The following is a 24,231-nucleotide window of genomic DNA, read 5'->3' on the forward strand; positions in this document are numbered from 1 at the left end:
GTGCGTCCCCCTCGGAGTCGCGGAGTGCGCTGGGGCTACTGCGATTCGATGGCGGCTTCGACCTCGTCGTAGTCCGGGAAGTCGGGCCACTCCTCGGCGACCCACACGTACTCGACAGTTCGGTCCTCGTCAAGCAGGAAGACGGCGGGCCGCGGTTCGCTCACGCCCGCCATCCCGTCGAGGTCGTGGACGATGCCGTACTCCTCGGCGACGCCGTTCTGCGGGTCGCTGAACAGTCGGTAGTCCATCCGGCGCTCCTCGACGAGTTGCTTGTGGGCGTAGGGGTCCGAGATGGAGAGACCGACGACGGTGAGGTCGCGGTCCTCGTCCCAGTTACGGTCTCGAATCTCGTTCCACATGTACGTCGCGGGAAACGCGCCGTCCATCGTGAAGAACACCAGCAGGACCGGCCCCTCGTCGGTCAGGTCCGACAGCGAGGCGTCTTCCCAGTACTCGTCGTTGACCAGCGGTCGGGTGAAGTCGGGCGCGGTGTCGCCCTCCGCGGCGTGGTCGATGTCGGGGAGCGAGACGACGTCGAAGTCCGGCATTACTCGGCACCTCCCGCGCCGTATGTCCGGTCGAGGTAGTCCACGATGTTGGCGCTCTCGCTCATCGTGACGCCGGTGTTCTCGTCCACGATGGCCGGGACGGTTCGCTTGCCCGAGATGCGCTTGACGACGTTGCGGTCGCTGTGCATCGGTTCCACGAACCGCGAGCGGTAGTCGAGGTCGTACTCCTGTAGCTTGTTGACCACGCGCTCGCAGTACGGGCACGCCTGCAAGCGGTACAGGGTTATCGCCGACTCGGCGCTGGTTGACTGGCTCATGAACGAGTATTGTCCCGAAAGCGCCGTAAGGTCTTCGCTCGCGGCAGTCCCGCGTCACGTCGCGGGAAAAGAATAAAGAGTTAATCCCGTCCACTTGCAAGTTGGATTGTCGAATGGTGCCATTCCCGATGTCTACGGTCGCGTTTGTGGGGCCGACCCCGATAGCGGAAGTGTTGGGCGTTCAGGTCTCGAGAGCGATGGTTACGTGGGGTGGTGCAGTAGTCATCGTCCTCCTCATCGCGCTCTCCGGATTCTTCTCGTCTTCGGAAATCGCCATGTTCTCGCTGGCGAACCACCGGGTGGACGCGCTGGTCGAGGACAAGGTGCCGGGCGCGGAGACGGTCAACGAACTCAAGTCCGACCCGCACCGCCTGTTGGTGACGATTCTGGTCGGCAACAACATCGTCAACATCGCCATGTCGTCGATAGCGACGGCGCTCGTCGGTATGCACGTCGAGAGCGCGGGGATGGCAGTCCTCCTCTCCACCTTCGGGATTACCTCTCTCGTTCTGCTGTTCGGCGAGTCCGCGCCCAAGAGCTACGCGGTGGAGAACACCGAATCGTGGGCGCTCCGCATCGCTCGCCCGCTGAAACTGTCGGAGTACGTCCTCCTCCCGCTGGTCGTCCTGTTCGACTACCTCACCAGAGTCGTCAACAAGGTCACCGGCGGGCGGTCGGCCATCGAAACGTCGTACGTGACCCGCGACGAGATTCAGGACATGATAGAGACCGGCGAGCGCGAGGGCGTCCTCGAAGAGGACGAGCGCGAGATGCTCCAGCGCATCTTCCGGTTCAACAACACCATCGCCAAAGAGGTCATGACCCCGCGTCTGGACATGACCGCCGTTCCGAAGACCGCGAGCGTCGAGGAGGCCATCGAGACGCTGGTCCAAGGCGGCCACGAGCGCGTCCCCGTCTACGAGGGGAGCCTCGACAACGTCATCGGCGTCATCCACATCCGCGACTTGGTTCGGGAACAGACCTACGGCGAACACGACCACCTCGAACTGGAGGACGTGATTCAGCCGACTCTCCACGTCCCCGAGAGCAAGAACGTGGACGAACTTCTGACCGAGATGCGCGAGAACCGGATGCAGATGGTCATCGTCATCGACGAGTTCGGAACCACCGAGGGGCTGGTGACGATGGAAGACATGGTCGAGGAAATCGTCGGCGACATCCTCGAAGGCGAGGAGGAGGAACCCATCGAGTACGTGGACGACGACACCATCATCGTGCAGGGCGAACTCAACATCGACGAGGTCAACGAGGCGCTCGACATCGAACTGCCGGAGGGCGAGGAGTTCGAGACTATCGCAGGGTTCATCTTCAACCGCGCCGGTCGCCTCGTCGAGGAGGGCGAGGACATCACCTACGACGGCGTGCGCCTCCACGTCGAACAGGTCGAGAACACCCGCATCATGAAGGCCCGCGTGACGAAACTCGACGAGGTCGAACGCGCCGAGAGCGAGGGCCAGCGAGAGACCGAAATCGAAGAAGGCGTCGAGACCGAAGGGTAGGTTTCTTCTCGAAGTCGCGTTTTCGCGCCCGCGTCACCGCTGAGTCTTCCGCCGCTTTCGAAGCAGAAGTCGTCTCTGCTAAAAGCACTCGTCTACGACTCGATTAGCTCACCGTGTCGATGAGCGTGAACGCGCCGTAACCGACGCCGATGGCCAGCACGAGCGACGCGACCCACGCCAGCACGGTGAAGCCCATCTTCCGCTTGCTCACGCTGCTACCGCCCTCCGCGGCGAACCCGCTCCCGACGATTGCGCTCACGATAATCTCGTTGAACGACACCGGAATCCCGAAGAAGACCGCGACCTGCGCGATGGCGAACGAGGGGATGAGCGCCGCGATGGACCGCCGGGGACCCAGCGCCGAGTAGTCCTGCGCCAGCGCCTTTATCATCCGCGGCGCGCCGGTCCACGACCCGGCGAGCAGGCCGAGACCGCCGCCGACGAGGACCGGCACGAGCGGAATCTCGAAGGGGTCCAGCAGGGGGACCAGCGGTCCGATGGCGAGACCGACCTGCGACCCGCCCGCCGAGAACGCCACGAGGCTCCCGAGCGCGAGCAGGAAGTGGCGCTGTCCGGCGTCAAGGTCCCGGTGGACGTCCCACGCCAACAGTCCGGCGATGAATCCCGCGACCGCGAGCGAGACGACGATTCGGCCGGTCTCGAACCCGGCGACCGCGGGCAGCGACAGCGCGTCGGCCGCGGTCTCGGCGACCGATTGGCTCACGTCCGGCGGCCCGAATATCACGAACTTGACGTTGGCGATGATGAGACCGACGAAGCCGCCGAGCAACGGGATGACGACCCCTTCGGAGGTGCGCTCGGACCGGAGGAGTCTGGCGGTCGTGTACGCGATGGTACTGCCGACGACCGGGGTCAGAACCCACAGCGCGGAAATCTGGCGGTACTTCGCCCACGCCGGGTCGCCGCCCATCGCCAGTCCGACGCCGACGATGGCCCCGGTGACGGTGAACGCCGTGGCGATGGGATAGCCCGTGAAGACGCCGATGGCGACAAGTATCGCCGCGACGAGCAGTCCAGTCGTCGCCGCGATGGCCGTCAGTTGGACCCCGCCGATGAGTTCCGTACCGACGGCTTCCGAGACGTTCGCGCCCTGCAACACGGCTCCGAAGAAGCCGAGGAGACCGACGAAGAATCCGGCCCGCATTACGGAGATGGCGTTCGCGCCGACGGCTGGTGCAAACGGCGTGGACCCGGACGACCCCGCGCCGATGGCCCACGCCATGAAGAGGCTGGCGATGCCTGCGATTACCAACGTTACGACGCCACTCCCGACCATGCTGCGAACCTATCGCCGACGGTAGAATAGTGTACCGGCTTCTGGACGACTCAAGTCGTCTTCGAGTGCGGCTGTTCGGGTTCCTCGGGCGCTTCGACGCCCTCCGCGGCCTCGGCGATGTCCGTGTCCTTCTCGGTGGCGACGTGCCACCGGTTGACCTCGTCCTCGTAGGCAGCCAGTTTGTCGCTGACCGTCTGCTTGAGTTGGTCGTCGTTGATGTTGACCTCGAAGACGAACTCCTCTTCGCCGTCGCCCCGGCCGACCTGCTGAACGTTCGCGCTGATGAGGTCGTTGTCGAAGTAGTAGGGTGCGAGTCGGGTCATCACCTTCTGGTAGACGGTGTCCTCGACCTTCCGCAGGGCCTTCCGACTCGCGGAGTCGGCCGCGCGTGCGACGTAGCTCACCGAGTCCTGCCACTTGCTCACGGCCTCGTCGGTCTCCTCGTCCTCGAGTTTCTCGTAGGATTCGCTTATCTTCTCGCCCGCGGTCTTGAGGTCGTCGTCGGGCGTCTTGCCCTTCTTCTCGCCCTTCCCTTCGCCGACGGACGCCTGCTCGGCGGTCTTCTCTGACACGTCCTCGCCGAGTCGCTCGTGGTGTTTGGGTCGCCACTCTTCCCACTCCTCGTAGGCGTCGCCGGAGACGTCGGCCTCGCGGAGTGCCTCCGTGATGCGCTCGCCGTGTTCGACGATGTCGCCCCACGTTCCGCGGAGCTTGAATCCCGAAACGCTCTCTTCCATTGGTAGACCTTCTAGTTCGGGGTCGGTATACGCTTGTCGGGTGCTGTCCGTCGTGCGACTAGCGACCGTACGTCAAGCGGGTCGCCATCTCGTCGAGGCGGCGCTTGAGTCGGCCGAGCCAGACCTGATGCCTGTTGGCCGCCTGCATCTCGGTTTCCGGTACCTCGATGCGCGCACCGTCGAAGGGGTTGTGCCCGGTGCGCTCGCCGTCCGCTCCCGTCATCGAGACGACGCTGGTCATCGAGCATCGGCCACACGCTTCGGTTCGTTTGTCGTCCATGCGGACCACTTGCACGATGGTTGGGTGGTCGGGGTATTAAGGTTTCGGCGGTGAGACGGAGCGAACGCGAGACCGACCTGTGTCGGAGTTCGCCCGACGTAGCGGACGTACTGCGACCCTCGTGCGACGCAGGAAACCTTCGCCTCGTCCGAGAGTATTTAACCCCGTGAGAACTGTGGTCACGCATGGGATATCACGTCATCGACCCGGACACGGTCGAACCGACGCCCGACCGACCGTGCGTCCAGCGTGCGCTCGGGGACGTCGCCGGGTTGGAGAACGTCGCGCTCAACCTCTACGAGGTCGAACCCGGCGAACAGATTCCGCTGGCGTACCACTATCACGACGACCAGGAGGAGGTCTTCTACGTCGAGTCCGGCGAACTCCACGTCGAGACGCCCGAGGGCGAGAAGGTCGTCCCGGAGGACAACGTCCTCGTCGTGGAACCGGACAGTCCGCAGCGAGCGTTCGTCCCCGACGCCGCCGAGGAGACGGTCCGGACGCTCGTCCTCGGCGCGCCGTCGGTCGACGACGTCCACGCCTACGACCCCGAGTCATGAGCGACGAGACCGCCGAGTCGGAGCGACGTGAGGGCGAACGCGCTGACGACGCCCACGCTCCCGACGACGCACAGACTCCCGACGACGTGCCGGACTGGGACGACGAGTACGTCGACCGAGTGAGCGACCGCTTGATGTTCAACTACGACCTCGAAAAGGAGTACCGCGTCCGCGGCCGGACGTTCACGATGTACGGCGAACTCCGGATGGAGTCCCAGAAGCACTTCCTCCACCCGTCCGTCAACTACGCCAACTACGAGGCTCGAGAGCATCTGTTCGTCCGGCGCGCCGAGACGGTCTCGCGGGCCGACCTCGACGAACTGGTCGAACTCGGCCACGACCTCGCCGACGAGTGGATAGACCCGGACGAGGAACACTACGGCACCGAGTTCACCTTCGCGGTGGTCGTCCCCGAGGTTCCCGACGAGGTACGCGAGTACGTCGCCGGGTTCGAGGACCGAACCCTGCTCAAGTTCGGCTACTACGGCCACTACGAAGTGAACTTACTCGTCGCCGCCCCCGAACGCGAGGAGGCCGTCGAGAGCCAGAGCGCCGACGTGGCCACCGCGTTCCGCACGTGGAGCGACGTGACCGAGGAGCGGTCGGGATTGTTGGCCCGACTCGTCGCTGCGATTCGAGGGTGAGCCGTCACTACGAGTCGAGGGTAACTCCTCCTGCGAGTCGAGAGTGAACCCATTAGGGGTCGCAAAAAACGAAAGAACGCCGTCGGTGCGTCAGTCGCTGCCGGGTTCGCCGCCGTCGCGACCGCCGCTCCGCGGCCGCCGCGGACTTTCTGAATGTTTCTGTACCCCATCCGAACCAGCGACAGCGCCAGTCCGATGAGGACCAGCGCGAGTACTATCTGGGTCACGGCCGACAGCGTCTGCACGGTCGTCATCTCGGCCGGACTGTTCTGGATGAACTTGACGTAGAGGTTGTCGTGGAACGCGAGCCACCCCAGTCCGAGGATGGTCATCGTGCCCATCAGCGCCATCGGGACGCCGGTCGAGATGAGCTGTTTCGAGTCGTCCCAGTTGGCCAGCCAGACCGTCGCGGTCAGTAGCGCGAGCGCCGCGAGCAGTTGGTTCGCACCGCCGAACAACTGCCAGAGCGTGAGCCACGACCCGCTGGTGATGAGGATGTACGCCGGGACGCCCTGTATCGCGGCGTTGGCGTAGCGATTCTTGGCCACCTCGCCCGCGCCGGACGCGTCCGTGCCGACGATTTCCTCGACCATGTACCGACCGAGGCGGACCGCGGTGTCGGTGGAGGTCAGCAGGAAGCTGACCAGCACCAGCGCCATGAACGGACCGCCGAACGAGGTCGGGATGCCGAACGACGTGAGGATGATGCCGCCGCCGCTGGCGAACGTCGGGAGCGCGAGACCGATGCCGCCGCCCACGTCGGGCGCGACGATGGCCACGGTCGCGAGCGCCACGGTCGCGAGCAGGCCCTCGCCGAGCATCCCGCCGTACCCGATGGTCCGGGCGTCCGTCTCCTTGTTCAACTGCTTGGCGGTGGTCCCCGAGGAGACCAGCGCGTGGAATCCGCTAATCGTCCCGCACGCGATGGTGATGAACAGCAGCGGGAACAGCGGCGTTCCCGTCGCTCCCATGAAGCCCTTGTACGCAGCGAGCTGAATTTCGAGGGGCTGGGACGCCGAGCCGAACACGGTGCCGACGATGATAGCCAGCAGCGCGCCGCCGACGCCGGTGTACAGCAGGAACGACGACAGGTAGTCACGCGGTTGGAGTAGCATCCACACCGGGAGTGCGCTCGCCAACCCGCCGTAGAGGATGATTATCGGTACCCACGCCGCGGTGTTCACGCCGAGACTCGACGCCCCGGGAATCCACTGTCCGCCGCTGAACAGCACCGTCGTCCCCGCGGGATACGCCGACCCCGACGCGGCCGGGAACAGCGCAAGCGGGTACTCGATGCCCGCGAAGACCCCGCCGAACACGCCGGTGACGAACACGACCGTCCCGAGTAGGAACGGGAGGTTCAGTTGGTAGAGGTAGACGCCGAAGACGAACGCGAGCGCGATGTATACGAGGCTCGCGGTCGCCGCCTGCGGGAAGGCGTTGAACACGATGGCCACCACCAGCGCGAACACCGCCACGACGAGGATGATGGTCAGGAACGCGAACCACAGCAGCATGTTCTTGCCGCGTTCACCGACGTACTCCCCGATGATGTACCCGATGGACTTCCCTTCGTGTCGCAGACTGCTCGACAGCGATACGAAGTCGTGGACCGACCCCAGCAGGGGGTTCCCGATGGCAATCCACAGCAGTGCAGGGACCCAACCCCACACGACGCCCGCCGTAATCGGACCGACGATAGGCGCACCGCCGGCGATACTCGAATAGTGATGCCCCAGTAGCACCGGTTTCTTCGCCGGTACGTACTCCTGCCCGTCTTCGTACTTGTGTGCTGGCGTGTCGCGGTCGTCGTCGAGTTCGACGAACTGCGCGAGGTATCGAGAGTAGCCGAGATACCCCACGCTGAAGAGCGCGAGAACCGACAGCACCATCCAAATCACTTGCACCATGGTATGCGACCTCGTCACGAGAAACGGAAAACACGGACTTAAAGGTTGTTCCTCAATTTTACCAACAATTGATAGCTACGATGACCGACAGCAGGTCGCTCACCGCCCGTAGACACCACTACGCTGACATAGAGGTACGAAAACTGATACTTGGTTCTGCTTGAAAACTTTCTGGCTACTCCGTCCCCACGCTCAGACGCTCACCTCCGGCGCGACTTCGATGTCGAGTTCGTCGGAGACGTCGTCTAACAGGTCCCCCTTGACCTCTTCGACGCGCTGTCGGATGCGGGCAACGACGGGTTCGGCGAACTCGTCGTCTATCTGACTGATGCGCTCGTGTTCGGTCGCGTGTCGCTGCCGGAGGTACTGCGCCCCGGTCCCCGCCTCGTCGGACTCGGGTTCCGGCGCGATTTTGTTGATGACGAGTCCCTCCACGCCGAGACCGTAGTCCGAGAGGTCTCCGATGGCCCGCCGCGTCTCTCGAATCGAGAGTTCGTCGGGGTTGAGAACGAGGAAGAACGTGGCGTCGTTGCGCAGCGTCTCGCCGGCGAACTCGAACATCTCCTTGCGCTCGGTGAGACGGGCGATGATGGGGTCCTCGGCGGTCTTCTTACGGGCCTCGCGCTCGCCGATGGCCGCCTTCTCGTAGAGGTCGATGCTCTTCTCGCGTTTCTTCACGAGTCGGTCAATCCACCCTTCGAGGAAGTCCGGGAGCGAGAGCAGGCGGAGGGTCCCGCCGGTCGGCGAGGTGTCGAAGACCACGCGGTCGTACTCCTCGGAGTTGCGCATCACGTCTATGAACCGGTCGAACAGCGCGGCCTCGTACGCGCCGGGCGTCCGGTGGGCGAGTTCGATTTGGCGGTCGATTTCGTTGACGATGGAGGGACTCACTTGGTCGCTCATCGTGCGCTTTATCTCCTGCATGTGGCGCTGGACCTCCTCGTCGGGGTCGAGTTCCATCGCCCAGAGATTCTCGTACCCCTCGACCGCCTCCGGGTCGTCGCCGAACTGTTGGTCGAACACGTCGGAGGTACTGTGGGCCGGGTCGGTCGAGACGACTAGCGTCTTCAGTCCCGCGCGCGCACTCTTGAGTCCGTACGCGCACGAGACCGTCGTTTTGCCGACCCCGCCCTTGCCGCCGAAGAAGACGAACTTGTTCATGTTAGAAGTGGTATTGTTGGCCCTTGCGCTCGATGAGGGATTCGCGGTCCCACATCCGACGCTCCCACTGCTCGAACTCCTCGCCGAGATACGGCAGTAGTTCGGCGGTGTAGTAGGAGACCGGACTGGGGATGCCGAACGCGTCGGCGAAGCACGCGAACATGAAGGTGTCCTCGGTGTCCTCGGCCTCCTTCTCGATGAGTTCGAAGGCGGGATGCTCTATCATCCCGTGGTAGAGACCGTGGAGCCACTCTTCGAGATATTCGCGGTACGCCTCGATTCGGTCGGCAACTGTCATCGTTTATCACGAAGTCGTTCCGTCGATAAAAGGTTGCCGCACACCGTCGAGGCGGGCCGTTTCTTCGGTTCTCTCCCACGATAATTTGATTTCTCAAGCGAGGGAGGCGATTCCTGCACGCGGTTGCGTACCGGGTGCATCTCTCCGGCGCGACGGACGCCGACGACCGACCGCGAGCGACGCCGACTCAGCACGCACACCCCGTCGAGTCCGGTGACCGCTCGAACTCCATCTCGTCACCGCACTCCGGGCAGTCCGGGGCCGACTCTCCCTCCACTTCCACGTCTCGGACGCGCTCGCTGCAGTCGTGACACCAGTACGCGCCCTTCGATTCGGTCGCCGCGGCGTCGCCGCGGTTCGGCGACTCGGTGGACGCCTGCAGGAACTCCTTGACTGTGCCTAACACTCCCATGACGTGAACGTTTCCGGACGCGGCCTTAAAAGCTCTCTCCGGTCGTGGGGTCGTATTGCATCTCCGCCGTTCACACGTCCTCGGCCAACCTGTCGAGGGCGCGCCGAAGTTCGCCCTTCCGTTTCCACGCGGCGATGCGGTCCGAGACGGCGGCCACCGGCAGGCCGAGACTAACCGACGACCGCATCGTCACCCTGCACCCTTCGTTCTCGGGTTCGACCGAGAGTTCGGTCTCCATCGACTCGAAGGGTCCCGCCTCCCCGCGCTGGCGGTAGACCAGTCCGTCCGCGCGCTCCTCGAAGTCGAGGTGTATCGTCAACCCGCGCGCGCTGGCGGTCACGGTCCACCCATCGTCGGTCGCCTCGACGCCTCGGACCTCGAAACTCCCCTCGTACTCGACCACGGTCTCGGGTGTGAGCGCTCGCTCGACCACCGAGGGCGGCGCGGGGACGAACGCCGAGACTTCGACTTGACGCATCGTCGGCCCTACGCAGGTCGGAAACAAAGCGTTACGGTTGGAGGAACGCGCGGCGGACGAGCAGCGACCGGCAAATCGACAGTCCGAGCCTTCAGACTACCGCGTGCAGCAACGGGAGCGAGAGGAGTGCGAACACTCCGGCGACGACCAGACCGCCCAGCACGATTCGCCGGAGGCGGAACTGCGCGGGTATTTCGTTCCGGAGTTCCGGGCGAGCGGTCCAGACGAATCGGTAGTAGGCGAGTCCCGTGACCGCCAGAAACGCCATCGTGGAGTAGCCCAGTCCGCCCGCCAGCTCCGCGCCGAACGCCATCAGGTAACTGGGACCGAACGTGTAGCAGAACAGGAACCCGAACGCCGCGACCACCAGAAACGGGACCGGGTCCACCGGCGTGCCGAATCGGTTCCCCCATCGCATACTCGACCTTCTCGCTCCGGCGTCTTCGCTCTGCTGGCCCGCCGCGAGGCGGCGCTGTCGGGGAAGAGATAAGTCGGTGTGCGAACGACAGTCGGGCGATGCCGAACTCGAAAGGCGACCCGCGAGTGTTGTTCGTCATGAACCTCGTCCTGTCGTTCGCGTTCGCCTCGCTCGCCGTCTGGGGGTTGTCGTATCTCGGTCTGGTAGCGTTCACGTGGCAGACCGTCGCGGCCGCGGCCGGTCTCGTGATGGTCCTGACGTATCTCGTCGTGTGGTAGCCTCGACAGTTGGCAGACGCCGAGACGGACTCACACTGCCCGCTATCGAAACGGCCCGGTACCCGGCTACCGAAAGTTTATAACGCCCGATTGAAACCGGGTCTGTAATGTCGAAATCGGCGCACAGCACCGCGAACTGTCCCCACTGCGGTAGCCCGCTCGACCACCTCCAGCGCGGGTGCGAGTCCTGCGAACGCCGCATCTCGTGGGACTGGACCGAACCGTGCCCGGCCTGCGAGGCCGCGGTGAACTACGCGACCCGCCCATCGTCGTGTCCCGAGTGCCGGACCGACCTCTCGGTCTGGGACGGCATCGCCGCGCGAGTGCTTCGAGAACGCCACCACGCGGACCTGCGCATCGCCAAGGACGCGGTTCCCCACCCTACCAGCGCCGGGTTCGTCTGTCACACCGGGGACCCGAGGGGCCAGCGCGCCGACTACCGGCGACCGCTCCCCGACGGGAGGGGTATCCACGTCAAGGCGTTCGCCGACAGGTACGAGGTCCACTGGGACAAGGTGGACCCCACCGAGGACTTCCTCGGCCACGTCGTCGCCGACGCGCCTCACTGGCTCCTCGTCGGCGGTTTCCTCGGGTTCAAACTGGCTCGCTGGCCGGTCGGACTGACGCTCGCTCTCGCCGCCCATATTAAGAGATAAGCCCCCGCGCCCCGCGAATACGGATAGAGATGACCATCGAAGACCGCGGGGACGCCAAACTCCTCACCCACGCGCTCGCACAGGACACCCTCTCGAAACTTCGGGACGTAGAGACCGAGCAGGTCGGCTTCCGGAAGGGTCTCGTCAAACTCGGCCGCATCTGCGGCTACGAAATCATCGACGGCGCGATGGAGACCGAGTACGTCTCTATCGAGACGCCGCTGACCCAGACGACCGGCGAACGCGTCAAAGGACTCGACGACGTGGTCATCGTCAACGTCCTCCGCGCGGCGACTCCCTTCGTGGAGGGACTGCTCAAGGCGTTCCCCCGCGCCAAACAGGGCGTCATCAGCGCGGGCCGCGACGAGGAGGCCGGGCGCGGCGAGGACGGCACCTTCCCCATCACCATCGACTACGTGAAACTCCCGGAGATTCAGGAGAAAGACACCGTCATCGTCGCCGACCCGATGCTCGCTACCGGTTCGACGATGTGCGCGGTCCTCGACGAGGTGCTGAACGAGCAACCGAATCCCGAGGACCTGTTCGTCCTCTCGGCGGTCAGCGCGCCCGAGGGCCTGCTCCGCGTCGGCGACGAGTTCGACACGGCCGACCTGCTGACGGTCGCCATCGACGATAGACTCAACGACGAGGGGTTCATCGTGCCCGGACTCGGCGACGCCGGCGACCGGGCGTTCCGGACGAAGTAAGCGGTTCCGCCCTACAACCGGAACACCCGCGACGCCAGCGACCCGCCGCCCTTTCGCGCCATAATCACGGTCCCCTCGGCGCGACGTTCGACTTCCCGTGGGGCCGAACCGATGACTCGCCGTCGAATCGTGTCCGTTCGGGTCGCGCCGAGGACCCTGACGCCGTGGCGCTAGGACTACAAAATAGATGTAGGTAAATTTACAGTCTTGGAGGGATTATTGTACCCTGAGATTGGATGCACTTTAAACATGGTAAAAAGAATCGCAGATAGGGCTATGGTTATCTTATCTTCTGGTGTAGCACTATACCTCTCGTACGAGATTGCTAACAACAGTGTAACCCAGCTATTACTTGCAATAATACTTGTGGTAGTTTTCTCGGTATTTGTAAAATATATAAAGGTCCTTGCAGCCAAGGTGACTAATTTATAGTGTGGTATGTAGGAAATAGGCCGATAGCCGACTTCAAGAGCGACCTACTGGCTCTGTTCTCAGTACTAGCGGTCCGACGTAGTCGGTATCAGTTTCGACCTTCACGACGTTTTCGAAGTTCGTGGAGAATTCTCACTGCATCTGCCGACTCATCTGATTCGACGTGCAGTTCGGCTAGCACGTCACCGAGACGCTTGTCGCTGTTTGACCGCTCGCGTCGAACTCGACTATCTACCCCATCGACTGTCTCCTTGCTCCGAATCGGAAAAGCCGTGTTCCCGCCCTACAACCGGAACACCCGCGACGCCAGCGACCCGCCGCCCTTTCGCGCCATAATCACGGTCCCCTCGGCGCGACGCCCGACCTCCCGCGGGATTGAACCTACGATGCGCCGCCGGAGTGCGCCGGTCCGAGTCGCACCGAGGACCGTCACGTTCCGCGACTTCGAGGCCGAGACGATTTCGTCCGCGACCTCGCCCTCCCGAACCTCGGTCTCGACCGCGACCTCCGAGAGCGAGTCGGCGGTGCGAGAGAGCAGGTCGCGGGCCGCCGACTCGTCGTCCGGCGACGCGACCACCCGCAGGAGGTCCACGCGAGCGTCGTTGGAGACCGCGATTGCCCGCGCCACGGCGGCGGCGAGTCCGGCGTGGGGACTCTCGGCGACCGGCAGGAGGACGGACTCGACCTCCCCGGCGAGCGCGCCGATTTTCTCCACCAGCACGTCGCAGTCGGCCCGGCGCAGGATGCGGTCCACGTTGGTCCCGAGGACCGCGTTCTCCCGCGTCCGCTCCTGCCAACCGAGCAGTAGGCTGTCGCAGTCGCGTTCGGCGACCGCCGCGAGGACGCCTCTCGATACCGACGAGGCGACGAAGAGTTCCCCGGAGACCGTGACGCCGGTGCCGGAGGCGACCGACACCGCCCGGTCGAGCAGCGCTCGGCGCTCGCCGCCGAACTCGCGGGCGATGACCTCGTCGGTGAACAGTGCGAACGGCGACTCCTGTGGCGTGACGACGACGCCGACGACGAACACCTCGCCGCCTCGGTCGCGGGCCACGTCCACCGCGGTCCGGACCAACTGCTCGGCGTGGTCGGGGTTGCCGACGGCGACGGCGATGCGGTAGTCGTCCGCCATCACCGAACCCACACCACCGGCGAGCAAAAGTGTTCGTGTCAGATACCTGCGTTCGCTGACAGCGTCGTTACTCGCTCCGTCGCGTCCGATTGCCGTATCGCGTCCGTCTATTGGGTCATGTCACGAGACCGAGCTACAACTTCGCCAAAACCTATATGCCCGCCCGACGGACGCCAAAGCATGACCGACGACGAGGACCCCTGCAACGACTGCGGCGACCCCGTCTCGGACGCGCTCGCCCGAACCGTCCGGCTGACCGTGGACCGCTCGCAGATTGACAGCCAACGGCTCTGTCCCGAGTGTTTCGCGGACTGGATTGACCGCTACGAGTCCGAGATGCAGCCCGACGACCATCCGGCCGTCGCGGACGCCGACGCAGACATCATCGTGGACTGATTCGGCCGTTCCCCGTCTGACGAACCCCTCCGTATCGACTGGAGAACCGACCGAGGCGGAGAAGTTTTCGAAAATTTTAGGCGCTAATGAAATGGTGGTGGAATGTGGAATATATATCTCGGGAGGGATTCCTGTCACTCGGAATCGACGGTCGTCGAACCCCTTCGTTTCGAGTGTAAAACCGCCCGACTGCGGCGCGGTTTTCCGCGTGCGAACCTCTACCGAAGCCGACCCCTGTGTGCGAAAAATGACCAAAGTAGCGTTGCGGATAACCGAGGAGATAGTGACCGCGACGCCACGCGACGGAGTTACGTGTCTGTCCGCGTCTCCCGGTTATTCGCCGCCTGTTTCTTCGTCGCGGTTCGCATCGCCGTCTTCGCCATCTTCGCCGTCTTCCGCGTCATCGTCTTCCGTCTCGCTCGCTGACAGTCCCTCGTCGCCGCGCTCCAGCGCCCTCGGCGCGTCGTGGTGGTCGGAGTAGCCGTCGAACCACCGCACGATGCGTTCGAGGCGGTCCACGACGTGGGCGGGTTCGCCGCTTCTCGACAGTTCGTGACCCTCGCGGGGGTACCGAACCAGTCGGGTCTCTACGCCGTTCTTCTTGTACAGCAGGTAGAGCATCTCGGCGTTGTTCACCGGAACCCGGAAGTCGTCGTCGGCGTGGACGAGCAGGGTCGGAGTGTCCACCTCGTCGGCGTAGGCCGTCGGCGACTGCTCCCAGAGGAACTCGGCGTCCTCCGAGGGAGTGGTGTCGAAGTCCCACTCGATGAGTTTGAACGCGTCGGTCGAACCGTAGAAACTGTTGAGTTCGTACACGCCGCGCTGGCTGACCGCACCCGAGAAGCGGTCGGTGTGGCCGACTATCCACGTCGTCATGTAACCGCCGTAGCTTCCGCCCGTGACGAACATGTTGTCCTCGTCCACGTAGTCGCGCTCGGCCACTTCGTCCACGCCGGCCATGACGTCTTCGTAGGCGGGCGGACCCCATTGCCCGCCTTCGAGCGCGGCCATGAACTCCTCGCCGTATCCGGTCGAACCTCGCGGGTTCGACCAGAAGACGACGTAGCCCCGCGCCGCGAGCAGTTGGAACTCGTGCCACATCGTCCCGCTGGTGCTCCACATCGCGTGCGGTCCGCCGTGGATTTCGACCGCGAGGGGGTACTCCTCGTCCGAATCGAAGTCCGGCGGCGTCAGCACCCAGCCCTGAATCTCGCCGCCGGAACCGTTCTCGAACCGAATCTCCTCGGGTCGGGAGACCGCCCGCTCGTCGAGATAGTCGCTGTTGATTCGCGTGAGTCGCCGACTCTCCGCGCCGCCGAGCGTCGAGACGAACACGTCGCCGGGGTGGTCCCACTCCGACCGGACGAACGCCACCTTGTCCTCGCCGACCGTGGCGTCCCCGACGTGACCCTCGCCGACCACGCGCTCGGGGTCGGCGCTGGCGTCGGCCGGTGCACGCCAGACCGCGTAGTCTCCCTCGTCGGGCGTCAGGAAGTAGAGGCTCTCCTCGTCGGGACCCCACTGGACCGCCATCCCCATCGCGAGGGTGCGGTCCAGCGACTCGGTCGGGGTCGTCACTTCGCCGGTCTCGGGGTCCAGCACCTCGATTTCGGTCTGGCGGAGCGTCGCGTTCTCTTCGGGCGTGTAGGCGTACGCGAGTCGCCCGTCGCTCGCGGCCGCGAGCATCGGCGTCCACCCCGTCGTCTGCGTGACGGTTCCGGTCTCCTCGTCGGCGTCGAGGTCGTACTCCGCGACGTCGATGACGATGTTGTCGTCGGGGTCGCCGGTCCGTCGCGCGCCGTAGTAGAGCGTCGTCTCGTCGGTCCACTCGGGTTCCACGTGGTCGTAATCGCCGTCGGTCAGCCGCCGAATCTCGTCGTCCTCTCCTTGTAGGCCCGCGACGTAGACGTGCGAGCGTTTACCGTCGAAGTACCGCTCTCCGGCCCGGTAGACCATCCGGTCGATGACTCGCGGGTCAGGCTCTTCGGGTTCGAAGTCCTCGCCGTCGAGACCCGTGTCGCGGCCCTCCTCGCGGTCTTCCGCCGTGACCTGCTGGACGAACGCGATTCGGTTCCCGTCGGGCGACCACGCTATCTGCGAGACGCCGCCGACCACGTCCGTCACCTGTCGGGCCTCGCCGCCGTCGGTCGGCATCACCCAGAGCTGCGGTCGGTCGTCGTCCGCACCGCGAGTGCTGACGAACGCGAGGCGGTCGCCGCTCGGACTCCACCGCGGCTGGCTGTCCACGCCCTCGCTGACGGTGAACTGCCGCGGGGAGCCGCCACCGACCGGAACGACGTGTATCGCCGCTTCGTACTCGTCGTCGGCCGCGGGGACCTTCCGAACGAAGGCCACGCGCTCGCCGTCCGGCGAGACGCGCGGCGCTTCGACCTGCACAATGTCGTGATAATCGCACGCACGGACCGTTTCCATACGGTTCGACTACGAAGCGACGGACAATAGGGTTTCGATTCGTAACTTGAGCCGCGTTAGCACGGGCGACCGAACGACCGACAAGCCCGTCGGTCGCTCAATCGAACACTACGGGTGCGTCGTCCGAGAACCGGAACGACGCCCGTTCGCCACGCTCCACCCGTTCGCTGCGACCCTGCATGACGACCGACAACTCCAGTCCGTCGCCGACCGAGACCACGTAGTTGGTCTGGTCACCTTGGAAGTAGCGCTCGACGACCTCGCCTTCGAAGGTGGTACCGTCCGAACGGTCGCTCGACGCCGCGTCGCTCTCGGCCAACGAGATGTCCTCCGGCCTGAGCGAGACGGTCACGTCGCCCTCCCGGACCTGCTCGTCGGGAACGAACTGAACGCTTTCGTCGCCGCCGACCGCCACGACGGTCCGGCCGTTCCGGTTCGTCGCGCGGCCGTCGAGCAGGTTGGTGTCGCCGATGAAGTCCGCGACGAACGCGGTCGCCGGGTTTCGATAGATATCCTCGGGTGCGCCGACCTGTTCGAGCTGCCCCTCGTTCATCACGGCGAGGCGGTCCGAGAGGGTCATGGCGACCTCTTGGTCGTGAGTGACGTAGAAGAACGCGCCACGGGTCTTCTCGTGAATCCGCCGCAACTCGACCTGCATCTGCTTGCGGAGTTTGCGGTCGAGACTCGACAGCGGTTCGTCCAGCAGGAGGACGCTGGGTTCGTTGACGAGCGCCCGCGCCAGCGCGACGCGCTGTTGCTGGCCGCCCGAGAGGTCCATCGGGTTGCGGTCCTCGTACCCGCCGAGGTCTACGAGTTCGAGGTAGGTCTCGACTTTCTCCCGGCGAACCTCGGCCTCCGGCTCACCAGCGGACACCTCGTCGGGGTCGAGTCCCATCTTCTTCAGTCCGTACGCCACGTTCTCGCCGACGGTCATGTGCGGGAACAGCGAGAGGTGTTGGAAGACGAGGTTGGTGTCGCGGGCGTCCGGCGGCACGCCCGCCATGTCCCGCCCGTCGATGACGACGTCCCCGTCGGTCGGCGTCTCGAATCCGCTTATCATCCGGAGCGTGGTGGTCTTGCCGCACCCCGACGGCCCGACCAGCGAGAAGAACTCCCCGCGCTCGATGCGGAAGTCGATACCGTCGACCGCCGTCACGTCGCCGAACTCCTTGCGCACGTCGTCGAGTTCTATCAGTGCCTCTCCCCGCGTCGCCGTCCGTTTCTCTCCCTCGGCCGCCATACTGTCCGGTACCCGACGCGGACACAAAACGATAGTTGATTGTGAACACGGCTCGTGATATGGATTAACCGCTGCGATTCGAGTGGAGAACTCGCCCGGTCTCCGCGACGTGAAAATTCGTCGCTGTCCGTCGAATTTACTCTACGTACCGCCCATAATATGGGTCAATTTTTATTACGTTTCCTGAAGCCACTACACCGTGGGTGGGGACACCAAATGACACAATCGAAACGCGGACGAAACGAGCGTAGCGCTGACGCTTCGAGCGACGTGACGCCGTCGAGACGCCGATTTCTCGGTGCGGTCGGCGCGACCGGACTGGCCGGTGCGTCGGTCGTCGGGAGCGTATCCGCACAGACTCCGACGCTCAACGTTCTGACGTGGGAGGAGTACGGCGACCAGAAACTGCTCAAACCCATCGAGGAGCAGGTCGGCGTCAACATCAAAATCACGAAGTCCACGTCGTCGGCCAAGATGTTCTCCAGTTGGAACGCTGGCCAGTACAAGCAGTACGACATCGCCATCCCCAACAACAACTACGTCCCGAAGATGATGAACGCGGACCTGCTGGCTCCGGTCCCGCAGGACGTAGTCACGAACCAGCAGAACATCTACGACACGTTCCAGCAGTTCGCGCAGAACCAGTTCACGAGCGAGGGTGACGCCTACGGGGTGCCGATTCGGTTCGGGTGGTACGGCTACTCCTACGACTCCCGGAAGATTCCGGACCACGACCCGACCTACGAGATTCTGTTCAGCGAGGAGTTCGAGGGCGTCAACCTGAAGAATCAGGTCGTCATGTACGACAACCACTTCAAGGCCATGAGCGCGGCGGCGCTCTACCTCGGGATGCAGGACGCATTCAAGGGGAAGCAAGTCAGCCTCTCCCAGCAGCAGATAGACGAGGTCAAGCAGACGATGATAGACCAGAAGCCGCTGCTGCAGGGGTACATCGCCGCGGACCCGACCTACATCAAGTCGTTCCGACAGGGCAACTTCCTCGTCGGTCAGTCCGGCCGGAACGAAATCGTCGAGATGAAAGTCAACGGCGACGACTGGCCCAAGATGGCCACGCCGAAGGAGGGGTCGCTGGCGTGGTTCGAGTCGGCCGTCGTCTCGAAGGCCTCGAACAACAAGCGGAAAGCGTGGGAGGTCGTCAACGAGTACATCTCGCCGAAACTGGGCGCGACGCTGGCGAAGGTCGGCTACTCGCCCAGCGTCAACCCGGCGACACAGGAGTACCTGACCGAGCGCCAGAACAACCTGTACGGGGCGATAGACCCCAAGCGATTACAGAACTTCATCCCGTTCAAGGCCGTCGAGAACGAGCGGGCGTGGATACAGGCGTGGGAGGAAATCAAGGTCGCCTAACGTGGCTACCGAAACCTCCGAGCGCGGCCAGTCCGCGCGCGAGCAGTTCGTCGGCGCGTTCACCTCGCGGGCGAACAAGTTGGGGATAACCGCCGGACCGGCGCTGGTCTGGCTGTTTCTCCTGTTGCTCACGCCGCTGACGTTCATGGTGGCGGTGAGTTTCACGAACGTCGACCCCCTTACGTACCAGATAATCTGGGAACCGACCCTGAGCAACTACGAGCAGTTGTTCGCCGGGCAGGGGCCGTTCTGGCAGACGGCGTTCTTCCAGTCGCTCGCGCTGTCGTACTTCATCGCGGCCGTGACGACGGTCCTCTGTCTGGTGTTGGCGTTCCCGCTGGCGTACCTGCTCGCGCGCCGCGGCGGCACGACGTTCAAGGTCGTCATCTTCCTCGTGCTGCTGCCGTTCTTCACGATGTACCTCGTGCGGGCGTACTCGTGGTACCTCATGTTCGGCCAGAGCGGTGTCATCAACAGTACGCTGGTCCGAACCGGGCTGGTGGACGGTCCGCTCGGCGTGTTCAACTATGGCGTCCCGGCCATCATCGTGGGGCTGACTCACGCGTACTTCCCGTACATGCTGCTGTCGCTGTACGCCAGCCTCGACGGGTTGGACTTCTCGCTCACCGAGGCCGCGCGGGACCTCGGTGCCAGCAGGACCGAGACGCTGAAGGACGTCATCCTCCCGCTGGTGCTTCCGGGCATCATCAGCGGGAGTCTGTTCGTGTTCGTGCCCGCGCTGGGCGCGTTCATCACGCCGCGATTCCTCGGACAGGGGAAGGTGCTGATGATAGGGCAACTCATCGAGGAGCGAATCAACTCGCTGTACGCCATCGGGTACGGGAGCGCGGCGTCGATGTTCATCGTCCTGAGCATCGTGGTCGCGTTCGCGCTGGCGTTCCGGTACGTCAGCATCGAGGACCTCGGGGGTGTCTGAGATGGCGACCGAGACCGAGTCCGGAACCGAAACCGAGCGCACGACCGCGACCGAGCGAGACGCCGGGACCCGGATTCTCGACCACGAGCGCAAGGAGTGGTTACTCGGCCGTAGCCTGTACCTCGTCGCGGGCGCGCTGCTGATATTCCTGTGGATTCCGCTCGCGGTGATGATTATCCTCTCGTTCACTGTCAACGCCAGCACGTTCTTCCCGTTCCGAGGGGTCACGCTGGCCCACTACGCCGCGACGTTCGCGGACGGTGCGCTGATGACCTCGCTCTGGCACAGCGTGCAAGTCGCGACGCTCGCGGCGTCTATCGCGACGGTACTCGGGGTGCTGGCGAGTTTCGCGCTGGCCCGGTACGCCTTCCCGCTCAAGGAGACCTACCGGACGTTCGGCATCTTGCCGATGGTGATTCCGGGCGTCGTGCTCGGCATCGCGCTGCTCATCTACTTCCGGACGCTGCTGCCCCAGTTGTTCGGCATCGAGATTACGCCGGGGTTCTGGACGGTGGTGCTGACCCACAGCGTCTACGGTCTCCCGTTCGTCCTGCTCATCGTGACCTCGCGGCTCTACACGTTCGACGAGTCGCTGGAGGAGGCGGCGCGAGACCTCGGGGCCGACCCGCTGACGGTGTTCCGGGACATCACGCTCCCCATCGTCGCGCCCGCCATCGGTGCGGGGTTCCTGTTCGCGTGGATTCGGTCGTTCGAGGACTTCATCCGCGCGTTCTTCGTCCGCGGGACGATGGACGTGCTGACGACGTCGATGTTCTCGATGATAAAGTACGGGACCGCGCCGAAGATGAACGCCATCTCGTCGTTCATCGTGTTCGTCATCGCGGTGGTGCTGGCGGTGGCGATGAACGTCGGCAACGTGACGGAAATGGTCGCCGGAACGGAAGGCGAGGAGGAGTAGGTCCTCCGCCCTTCGCGACTCTCACGCGAGTCCGAGTAGTTCCAGCGCGCCGAACAGCAGGTCGCCGTAGGTCAGCGCCACGACGGTACCGACGAACAGCGGGACGACGAACGGGATGCCCGGCGAGACCCAGACGCGGTCCTCGGTGACCAGCACGTCCAGTCCGTCGCGCAGACCCTCGGGCGTCGTCCCGTACGCGCCGTGGTCGATGTCCGCGAGGAACGCCGCCGCGCCCCACGGGTCGTCGTCGGGGGCGTCCGACTCGCCGACGGGTTCGCTCCGTTCGAGCGCTCCGCCGTCGGTGCGGACCTCCTCGACGCCGGTCGAACCGTCGCCCGGCGGATTCGGGTCGGCCGGGAGGGTCGCCGGGTCCCGGAAGCGGTCGGCACGCTCGCGGACCTCCGCGAGCGTCAGGCCGCGCCACCGGAGGTACATCCGCACTGCGTCGAGGTCCACGCCGTTGCGAGTCACCCCGTCGGGGGTCTCCAGCAGGCGGCCGTGTTCATCGGGAACCGCGTCCCACGATACCGGCCTGCCGACGAACATCACCGACGAGAACCGCCCGGCGGCGGCGTTGCGCGCGAGGACCGCGAGGGGATAGAGCGCGCCCAGTAGCACCGTGTTCGTCAGGATGGTCAGCGAGAACACGCCGACCGTGGTGTGCTGATGGGGGAGCGCCCAGTTCAAAACTTCGTAGGTCGGATAGGTGGGAAAGAGCGCGGCGACGACGAGGAACGCCTTCGCGTCCGCACCGCCGAACGCCCGGAACCACCAGAAGGCGAGTACCAGCGGCGCGACGAACCCGAGGCTAATCGCCGTCCGGAGTGCGAACGCTCTGGTCTCGTACGGCGTGCCGGTCCACGCCTGCCACCCCTCGACCGCGAGCAGAACGACCGCGAGCGCGGCGAGGGGGTACCACGTCCGGTTCGGCACGCGGCGGGTCTTCACGTCCCGCCACGCGGCCCAACCGAAGACGGGGACGACGAGCAGTCTGAGTAGGTCGGGTATCGAGGCGTCGATGGGGGAAGCCACGGCGTAGTATCTCTCCGTAGCCGAGGTTTGTTTCGGCATCGTATATAAATGTAAGAGGAGCGGCCGAGGAGCGACCCGAACTGAACCCCGCTTACGCGCTCTCGTCGGTGCCGTGAATCGCGTCCACTCGCCACGACGTACCTCCCTCGTCGCTCCCCACCAACGTCGCATCGACGGTTCCCGACGACTCCGCCAATCGCTCGAACAGGTCCGCGTCTCCGTCGGGGAGGGGGACGGCGACGTACTGGTCGTCCGAACTCCGGAGGACCACCTCGCGCTCGGTGGCGTCGACGTTCCAGACGCTGAAGGTGTCGCGCATCGTTCGGCCCGAACCGCCGGGTTCGTCCGTCATCTTCCGACGTGACGTCGTCCACTTCCGTAAAACGCACTGCTGGCGAGAGCTATCGCTGGTGGACCGTGTCGGCGCAAAAAATCGAACCGCGAGTCCGGTCTATATGACGCGGTTCTGGAGGTAGTCGAGGTGCTTGGCGTTGTAGACGATTTTGACCTCGTCGGCGGCCGCGCTGCCGATGCAGGTCAGGCGGACGTTCTTCTCTTCGACCTCTTCGTCGGAGAGAATCTGCTGCATGTCCATGTCGATTTCGCCTTCTTTGACGATGGCGGCGCAGTTCGCGCACGCACCGGCGCGGCACGAGAAGGGCCAGTCGTAGCCCTGAGCCTCCGCGGCTTCGAGGATGTACTCGCCTTCGGCCACTTCGAGCGTACCGTAGTCCTCGTCGCCGAGGTCCGCGTCAGCGGCCTGCTCGAAGAGGTCGTCGTCGTCCATGTCCCAGCCCTGGTCGTCCAGAACTTCGTAGTTGAGGTATTCTACAGTTGGCATCAAGCCGATGGTTCGACCGCGACATGGTTAGTAGTTATTGTTTCACGGCGAGACCCGCGGACGCTACTGATAAATCGGGAAGAACTCGAACAGGAGGAACGAGGCCAGCGCCGATATCGTCGGCGTCATAATCCAGAGCATGATGACGCGGCCCGTCGAGGACGGGTCGAACAGGTCCTTCGTCTGGAGTTCCGCCGGGTCCTCCTCACCGATTCGCTGGACTTCCTCTTCGGGTTCGGCGGTGAGGGCGTCGACGGACATCTTGGACTCGCCGTCGCCGCGTTCGTCGTCCGCCTCTTTCTCGCCCCGGACAGCGGTGGCCGCGGCGTCCCTGACTCTGACCGCCCGCGTCGCTCGTCCCCACCCGAGACCGATGATGCACATCGTCGCGCTGACCGCGAGGCTGGCCGGGATACCCAGGTACGACAGGAAGGTGATGAGCGACGCCGACACTACCTCTACGATGAGCGCGGCCAGCAGGGGCAGGTCGGTGAGGTCGTTGCCGACGGTGTCGAGGGTCCGGCGCGCGATGGTGAACGCGCCGAGCGCGATGGCACCCGCGGCGAGGAGAATCCCCTGATTGATTCCCAGTTCGCGGCTTCCCACGAGGGGGGCGACGGCGTTCGCTACGTTGCTCGCGCCCGCCGAGAACGCCATGTAACACCCGATGACGACGACCAAGATGCTACTGATTAGCTCCCGCCTGTTCGTCGTCGCACTCGGGACCGGATACGGAATCGACGCCACGCGGTTGTACTCGAAGAGCGGTCCCTCCGAGCGGTCGATGCGGAACCACACGTCGAGGTACGGGTAGAGGTAGCGCCCGATGACCGCACAGACCCAGAACGCGACGATGGGGGCGACCAGCCACCATGAGACTATCTGGCCCATCACGCCCCAGTCGATGTCGCCCGCCGCGACGCCGAGACCCGCGATGGCCCCGACGGCGGTCATCGAGGTGGAGGCGGGCACGCCGAACAGGTTCGAGACGAGCAGCGCGAGTCCCACGAAGAAGAGGACGCCCACGCTCGCGGGGAGCGTGAACAGCGCCGCGGGGACGATTTCGCCGCCCATCGTTGCCACGACGTTCCGACCGACAGTCCACCCGCCGAGCAACGCGAACGTCGCCATCAGTCCGGCCGCGCCGAGTTTCGAGAGGACGCCGCTCCCGACTGCAGGGCCGAACGCGACCCCGGTCGAGGAGCCACCGATGTTGAATCCGACGAAGACCGCGACGGCGAGACCGACGAGGAGGAGTACGCTAATCACAGTCGATATATCGTACGAAAACCCTTTAAATGGTGTTGATTACCTCT

28 protein-coding genes are annotated in these 24,231 nt (G+C 64.6%); 10 read left to right on the plus strand and 18 right to left on the minus strand.

Annotation, left to right across the window (positions count from 1 at the left end; all coding sequences use genetic code 11):
• Window positions 1-35: 35 nt before the first annotated feature.
• Both FXF75_RS00085 and FXF75_RS00090 read right to left on the minus strand, forming a co-directional pair.
• A complete protein-coding gene (locus FXF75_RS00085) occupies window positions 36-548 on the minus strand; it encodes a redoxin domain-containing protein (RefSeq protein ID WP_163519550.1) in 513 nt (170 codons plus the stop codon).
• The gene (locus FXF75_RS00090; RefSeq protein WP_163519551.1) at window positions 548-826 is read right to left on the minus strand and encodes a glutathione S-transferase N-terminal domain-containing protein; all 279 of its coding nucleotides are present in this window, start codon (window positions 824-826) and stop codon (window positions 548-550) included. The genes FXF75_RS00085 and FXF75_RS00090 overlap by 1 nt, the downstream gene beginning before the upstream one ends.
• Before the next feature lie 197 nt (window positions 827-1,023).
• On the opposite strand from FXF75_RS00090, the gene FXF75_RS00095 reads away from it, so the two are divergent.
• Entirely contained in the window at window positions 1,024-2,346 is a 1,323-nt protein-coding gene (locus FXF75_RS00095; RefSeq protein WP_240334467.1) for a hemolysin family protein, read from the plus strand.
• A 103-nt stretch (window positions 2,347-2,449) separates the two neighbouring features.
• Here FXF75_RS00095 and FXF75_RS00100 read toward each other — a convergent pair whose 3' ends face one another.
• Genes FXF75_RS00100 through FXF75_RS00110 form a run of 3 tightly spaced genes read right to left on the minus strand, consistent with a single transcriptional unit; the run spans window position 2,450 to window position 4,660 of the window.
• Window positions 2,450-3,643: an inorganic phosphate transporter gene (locus FXF75_RS00100; RefSeq protein ID WP_163519553.1), complete on the minus strand. Its 1,194-nt coding sequence runs from the start codon at window positions 3,641-3,643 to the stop codon at window positions 2,450-2,452.
• 50 nt (window positions 3,644-3,693) lie between these two features.
• Complete coding sequence (locus FXF75_RS00105; protein WP_163519554.1) at window positions 3,694-4,380, minus strand: DUF5828 family protein; 687 nt, start codon at window positions 4,378-4,380, stop codon at window positions 3,694-3,696.
• A 58-nt stretch (window positions 4,381-4,438) separates the two neighbouring features.
• Window positions 4,439-4,660 (minus strand): hypothetical protein, encoded by a 222-nt coding sequence (locus FXF75_RS00110; protein ID WP_163519555.1) that lies wholly within the window; start codon window positions 4,658-4,660, stop codon window positions 4,439-4,441.
• A 185-nt stretch (window positions 4,661-4,845) separates the two neighbouring features.
• Here FXF75_RS00110 and FXF75_RS00115 point away from each other — a divergent pair, with 185 nt between their 5' ends.
• Complete coding sequence (locus FXF75_RS00115) at window positions 4,846-5,220, plus strand: cupin domain-containing protein (protein ID WP_163519556.1); 375 nt, start codon at window positions 4,846-4,848, stop codon at window positions 5,218-5,220.
• Window positions 5,221-5,710: 490 nt separating this feature from the next.
• On the opposite strand, the gene FXF75_RS00125 is transcribed toward FXF75_RS00115, so the two are convergent.
• The 6 genes from FXF75_RS00125 to FXF75_RS00150 all read right to left on the minus strand — a co-directional run bounded on the left by FXF75_RS00125 (window position 5,711) and on the right by FXF75_RS00150 (window position 10,541).
• On the minus strand, window positions 5,711-7,774 hold the full coding sequence (locus FXF75_RS00125) for a carbon starvation protein A (RefSeq protein WP_240334468.1): 2,064 nt from the start codon (window positions 7,772-7,774) through the stop codon (window positions 5,711-5,713).
• A gap of 192 nt (window positions 7,775-7,966) precedes the next feature.
• Window positions 7,967-8,935, minus strand: a complete 969-nt coding sequence (locus tag FXF75_RS00130) for an ArsA family ATPase (protein ID WP_163519557.1) — start codon at window positions 8,933-8,935, stop codon at window positions 7,967-7,969.
• Window position 8,936: 1 nt separating this feature from the next.
• On the minus strand, window positions 8,937-9,233 hold the full coding sequence (locus FXF75_RS00135; RefSeq protein ID WP_163519558.1) for a hypothetical protein: 297 nt from the start codon (window positions 9,231-9,233) through the stop codon (window positions 8,937-8,939).
• Window positions 9,234-9,420: 187 nt separating this feature from the next.
• Window positions 9,421-9,645 carry a zinc-ribbon domain-containing protein gene (locus FXF75_RS00140; RefSeq protein ID WP_163519559.1) on the minus strand — a complete coding sequence of 75 codons (225 nt, stop codon included), beginning with the start codon at window positions 9,643-9,645 and terminating at the stop codon, window positions 9,421-9,423.
• A 70-nt stretch (window positions 9,646-9,715) separates the two neighbouring features.
• The gene (locus FXF75_RS00145) at window positions 9,716-10,123 is read right to left on the minus strand and encodes an SRPBCC family protein (RefSeq protein WP_163519560.1); all 408 of its coding nucleotides are present in this window, start codon (window positions 10,121-10,123) and stop codon (window positions 9,716-9,718) included.
• Window positions 10,124-10,214: 91 nt separating this feature from the next.
• Window positions 10,215-10,541, minus strand: a complete 327-nt coding sequence (locus tag FXF75_RS00150) for a hypothetical protein (RefSeq protein WP_163519561.1) — start codon at window positions 10,539-10,541, stop codon at window positions 10,215-10,217.
• A gap of 98 nt (window positions 10,542-10,639) precedes the next feature.
• Between FXF75_RS00150 and FXF75_RS00155 the strand changes: the two genes are divergently transcribed.
• The 4 genes from FXF75_RS00155 (at window position 10,640) to FXF75_RS00170 (ending at window position 12,614) form a co-directional block, all read left to right on the plus strand.
• Window positions 10,640-10,819, plus strand: coding sequence for a hypothetical protein (locus FXF75_RS00155; RefSeq protein ID WP_163519562.1), 180 nt, complete (start codon window positions 10,640-10,642; stop codon window positions 10,817-10,819).
• Window positions 10,820-10,926: 107 nt separating this feature from the next.
• Window positions 10,927-11,475, plus strand: coding sequence for a hypothetical protein (locus FXF75_RS00160; protein WP_163519563.1), 549 nt, complete (start codon window positions 10,927-10,929; stop codon window positions 11,473-11,475).
• A 29-nt stretch (window positions 11,476-11,504) separates the two neighbouring features.
• Window positions 11,505-12,182: a uracil phosphoribosyltransferase gene (upp, locus tag FXF75_RS00165; RefSeq protein ID WP_163519564.1), complete on the plus strand. Its 678-nt coding sequence runs from the start codon at window positions 11,505-11,507 to the stop codon at window positions 12,180-12,182.
• Window positions 12,183-12,431: 249 nt separating this feature from the next.
• Window positions 12,432-12,614 (plus strand): hypothetical protein, encoded by a 183-nt coding sequence (locus FXF75_RS00170; protein WP_163519565.1) that lies wholly within the window; start codon window positions 12,432-12,434, stop codon window positions 12,612-12,614.
• A 283-nt stretch (window positions 12,615-12,897) separates the two neighbouring features.
• On the opposite strand, the gene FXF75_RS00175 is transcribed toward FXF75_RS00170, so the two are convergent.
• Window positions 12,898-13,746, minus strand: coding sequence for a universal stress protein (locus tag FXF75_RS00175; RefSeq protein ID WP_163519566.1), 849 nt, complete (start codon window positions 13,744-13,746; stop codon window positions 12,898-12,900).
• A 180-nt stretch (window positions 13,747-13,926) separates the two neighbouring features.
• Between FXF75_RS00175 and FXF75_RS00180 the strand changes: the two genes are divergently transcribed.
• Entirely contained in the window at window positions 13,927-14,142 is a 216-nt protein-coding gene (locus tag FXF75_RS00180; protein ID WP_163519567.1) for a hypothetical protein, read from the plus strand.
• 333 nt (window positions 14,143-14,475) lie between these two features.
• On the opposite strand, the gene FXF75_RS00185 is transcribed toward FXF75_RS00180, so the two are convergent.
• The gene (locus FXF75_RS00185; protein ID WP_163519568.1) at window positions 14,476-16,575 is read right to left on the minus strand and encodes a S9 family peptidase; all 2,100 of its coding nucleotides are present in this window, start codon (window positions 16,573-16,575) and stop codon (window positions 14,476-14,478) included.
• Between the two features lie 97 nt (window positions 16,576-16,672).
• Complete coding sequence (locus FXF75_RS00190; protein ID WP_163519569.1) at window positions 16,673-17,815, minus strand: ABC transporter ATP-binding protein; 1,143 nt, start codon at window positions 17,813-17,815, stop codon at window positions 16,673-16,675.
• 216 nt (window positions 17,816-18,031) lie between these two features.
• Between FXF75_RS00190 and FXF75_RS00195 the strand changes: the two genes are divergently transcribed.
• From FXF75_RS00195 to FXF75_RS00205, 3 genes are read left to right on the plus strand one after another with little or no spacing between them, the layout of a single operon-like run.
• A complete protein-coding gene (locus FXF75_RS00195; RefSeq protein WP_163519570.1) occupies window positions 18,032-19,186 on the plus strand; it encodes a PotD/PotF family extracellular solute-binding protein in 1,155 nt (384 codons plus the stop codon).
• A gap of 1 nt (window position 19,187) precedes the next feature.
• Window positions 19,188-20,123, plus strand: a complete 936-nt coding sequence (locus FXF75_RS00200; protein WP_163519571.1) for an ABC transporter permease — start codon at window positions 19,188-19,190, stop codon at window positions 20,121-20,123.
• Between the two features lies 1 nt (window position 20,124).
• A complete protein-coding gene (locus tag FXF75_RS00205) occupies window positions 20,125-21,042 on the plus strand; it encodes an ABC transporter permease (protein ID WP_163519572.1) in 918 nt (305 codons plus the stop codon).
• 21 nt (window positions 21,043-21,063) lie between these two features.
• Here FXF75_RS00205 and FXF75_RS00210 read toward each other — a convergent pair whose 3' ends face one another.
• The 4 genes from FXF75_RS00210 to FXF75_RS00225 all read right to left on the minus strand — a co-directional run bounded on the left by FXF75_RS00210 (window position 21,064) and on the right by FXF75_RS00225 (window position 24,184).
• Window positions 21,064-22,062 carry a prepilin peptidase gene (locus tag FXF75_RS00210; protein WP_309221767.1) on the minus strand — a complete coding sequence of 333 codons (999 nt, stop codon included), beginning with the start codon at window positions 22,060-22,062 and terminating at the stop codon, window positions 21,064-21,066.
• Window positions 22,063-22,165: 103 nt separating this feature from the next.
• A complete protein-coding gene (locus FXF75_RS00215) occupies window positions 22,166-22,426 on the minus strand; it encodes a hypothetical protein (protein WP_163519574.1) in 261 nt (86 codons plus the stop codon).
• A gap of 99 nt (window positions 22,427-22,525) precedes the next feature.
• Window positions 22,526-22,915 (minus strand): ferredoxin Fer, encoded by a 390-nt coding sequence (gene fer, locus FXF75_RS00220; protein WP_163519575.1) that lies wholly within the window; start codon window positions 22,913-22,915, stop codon window positions 22,526-22,528.
• A gap of 63 nt (window positions 22,916-22,978) precedes the next feature.
• A complete protein-coding gene (locus FXF75_RS00225) occupies window positions 22,979-24,184 on the minus strand; it encodes an inorganic phosphate transporter (protein WP_163519576.1) in 1,206 nt (401 codons plus the stop codon).
• Window positions 24,185-24,231: the final 47 nt, after the last annotated feature.

Origin of the sequence: Halorussus sp. MSC15.2 (genome assembly GCF_010747475.1) — an archaeon.
Lineage (GTDB): Archaea > Halobacteriota > Halobacteria > Halobacteriales > Haladaptataceae > Halorussus.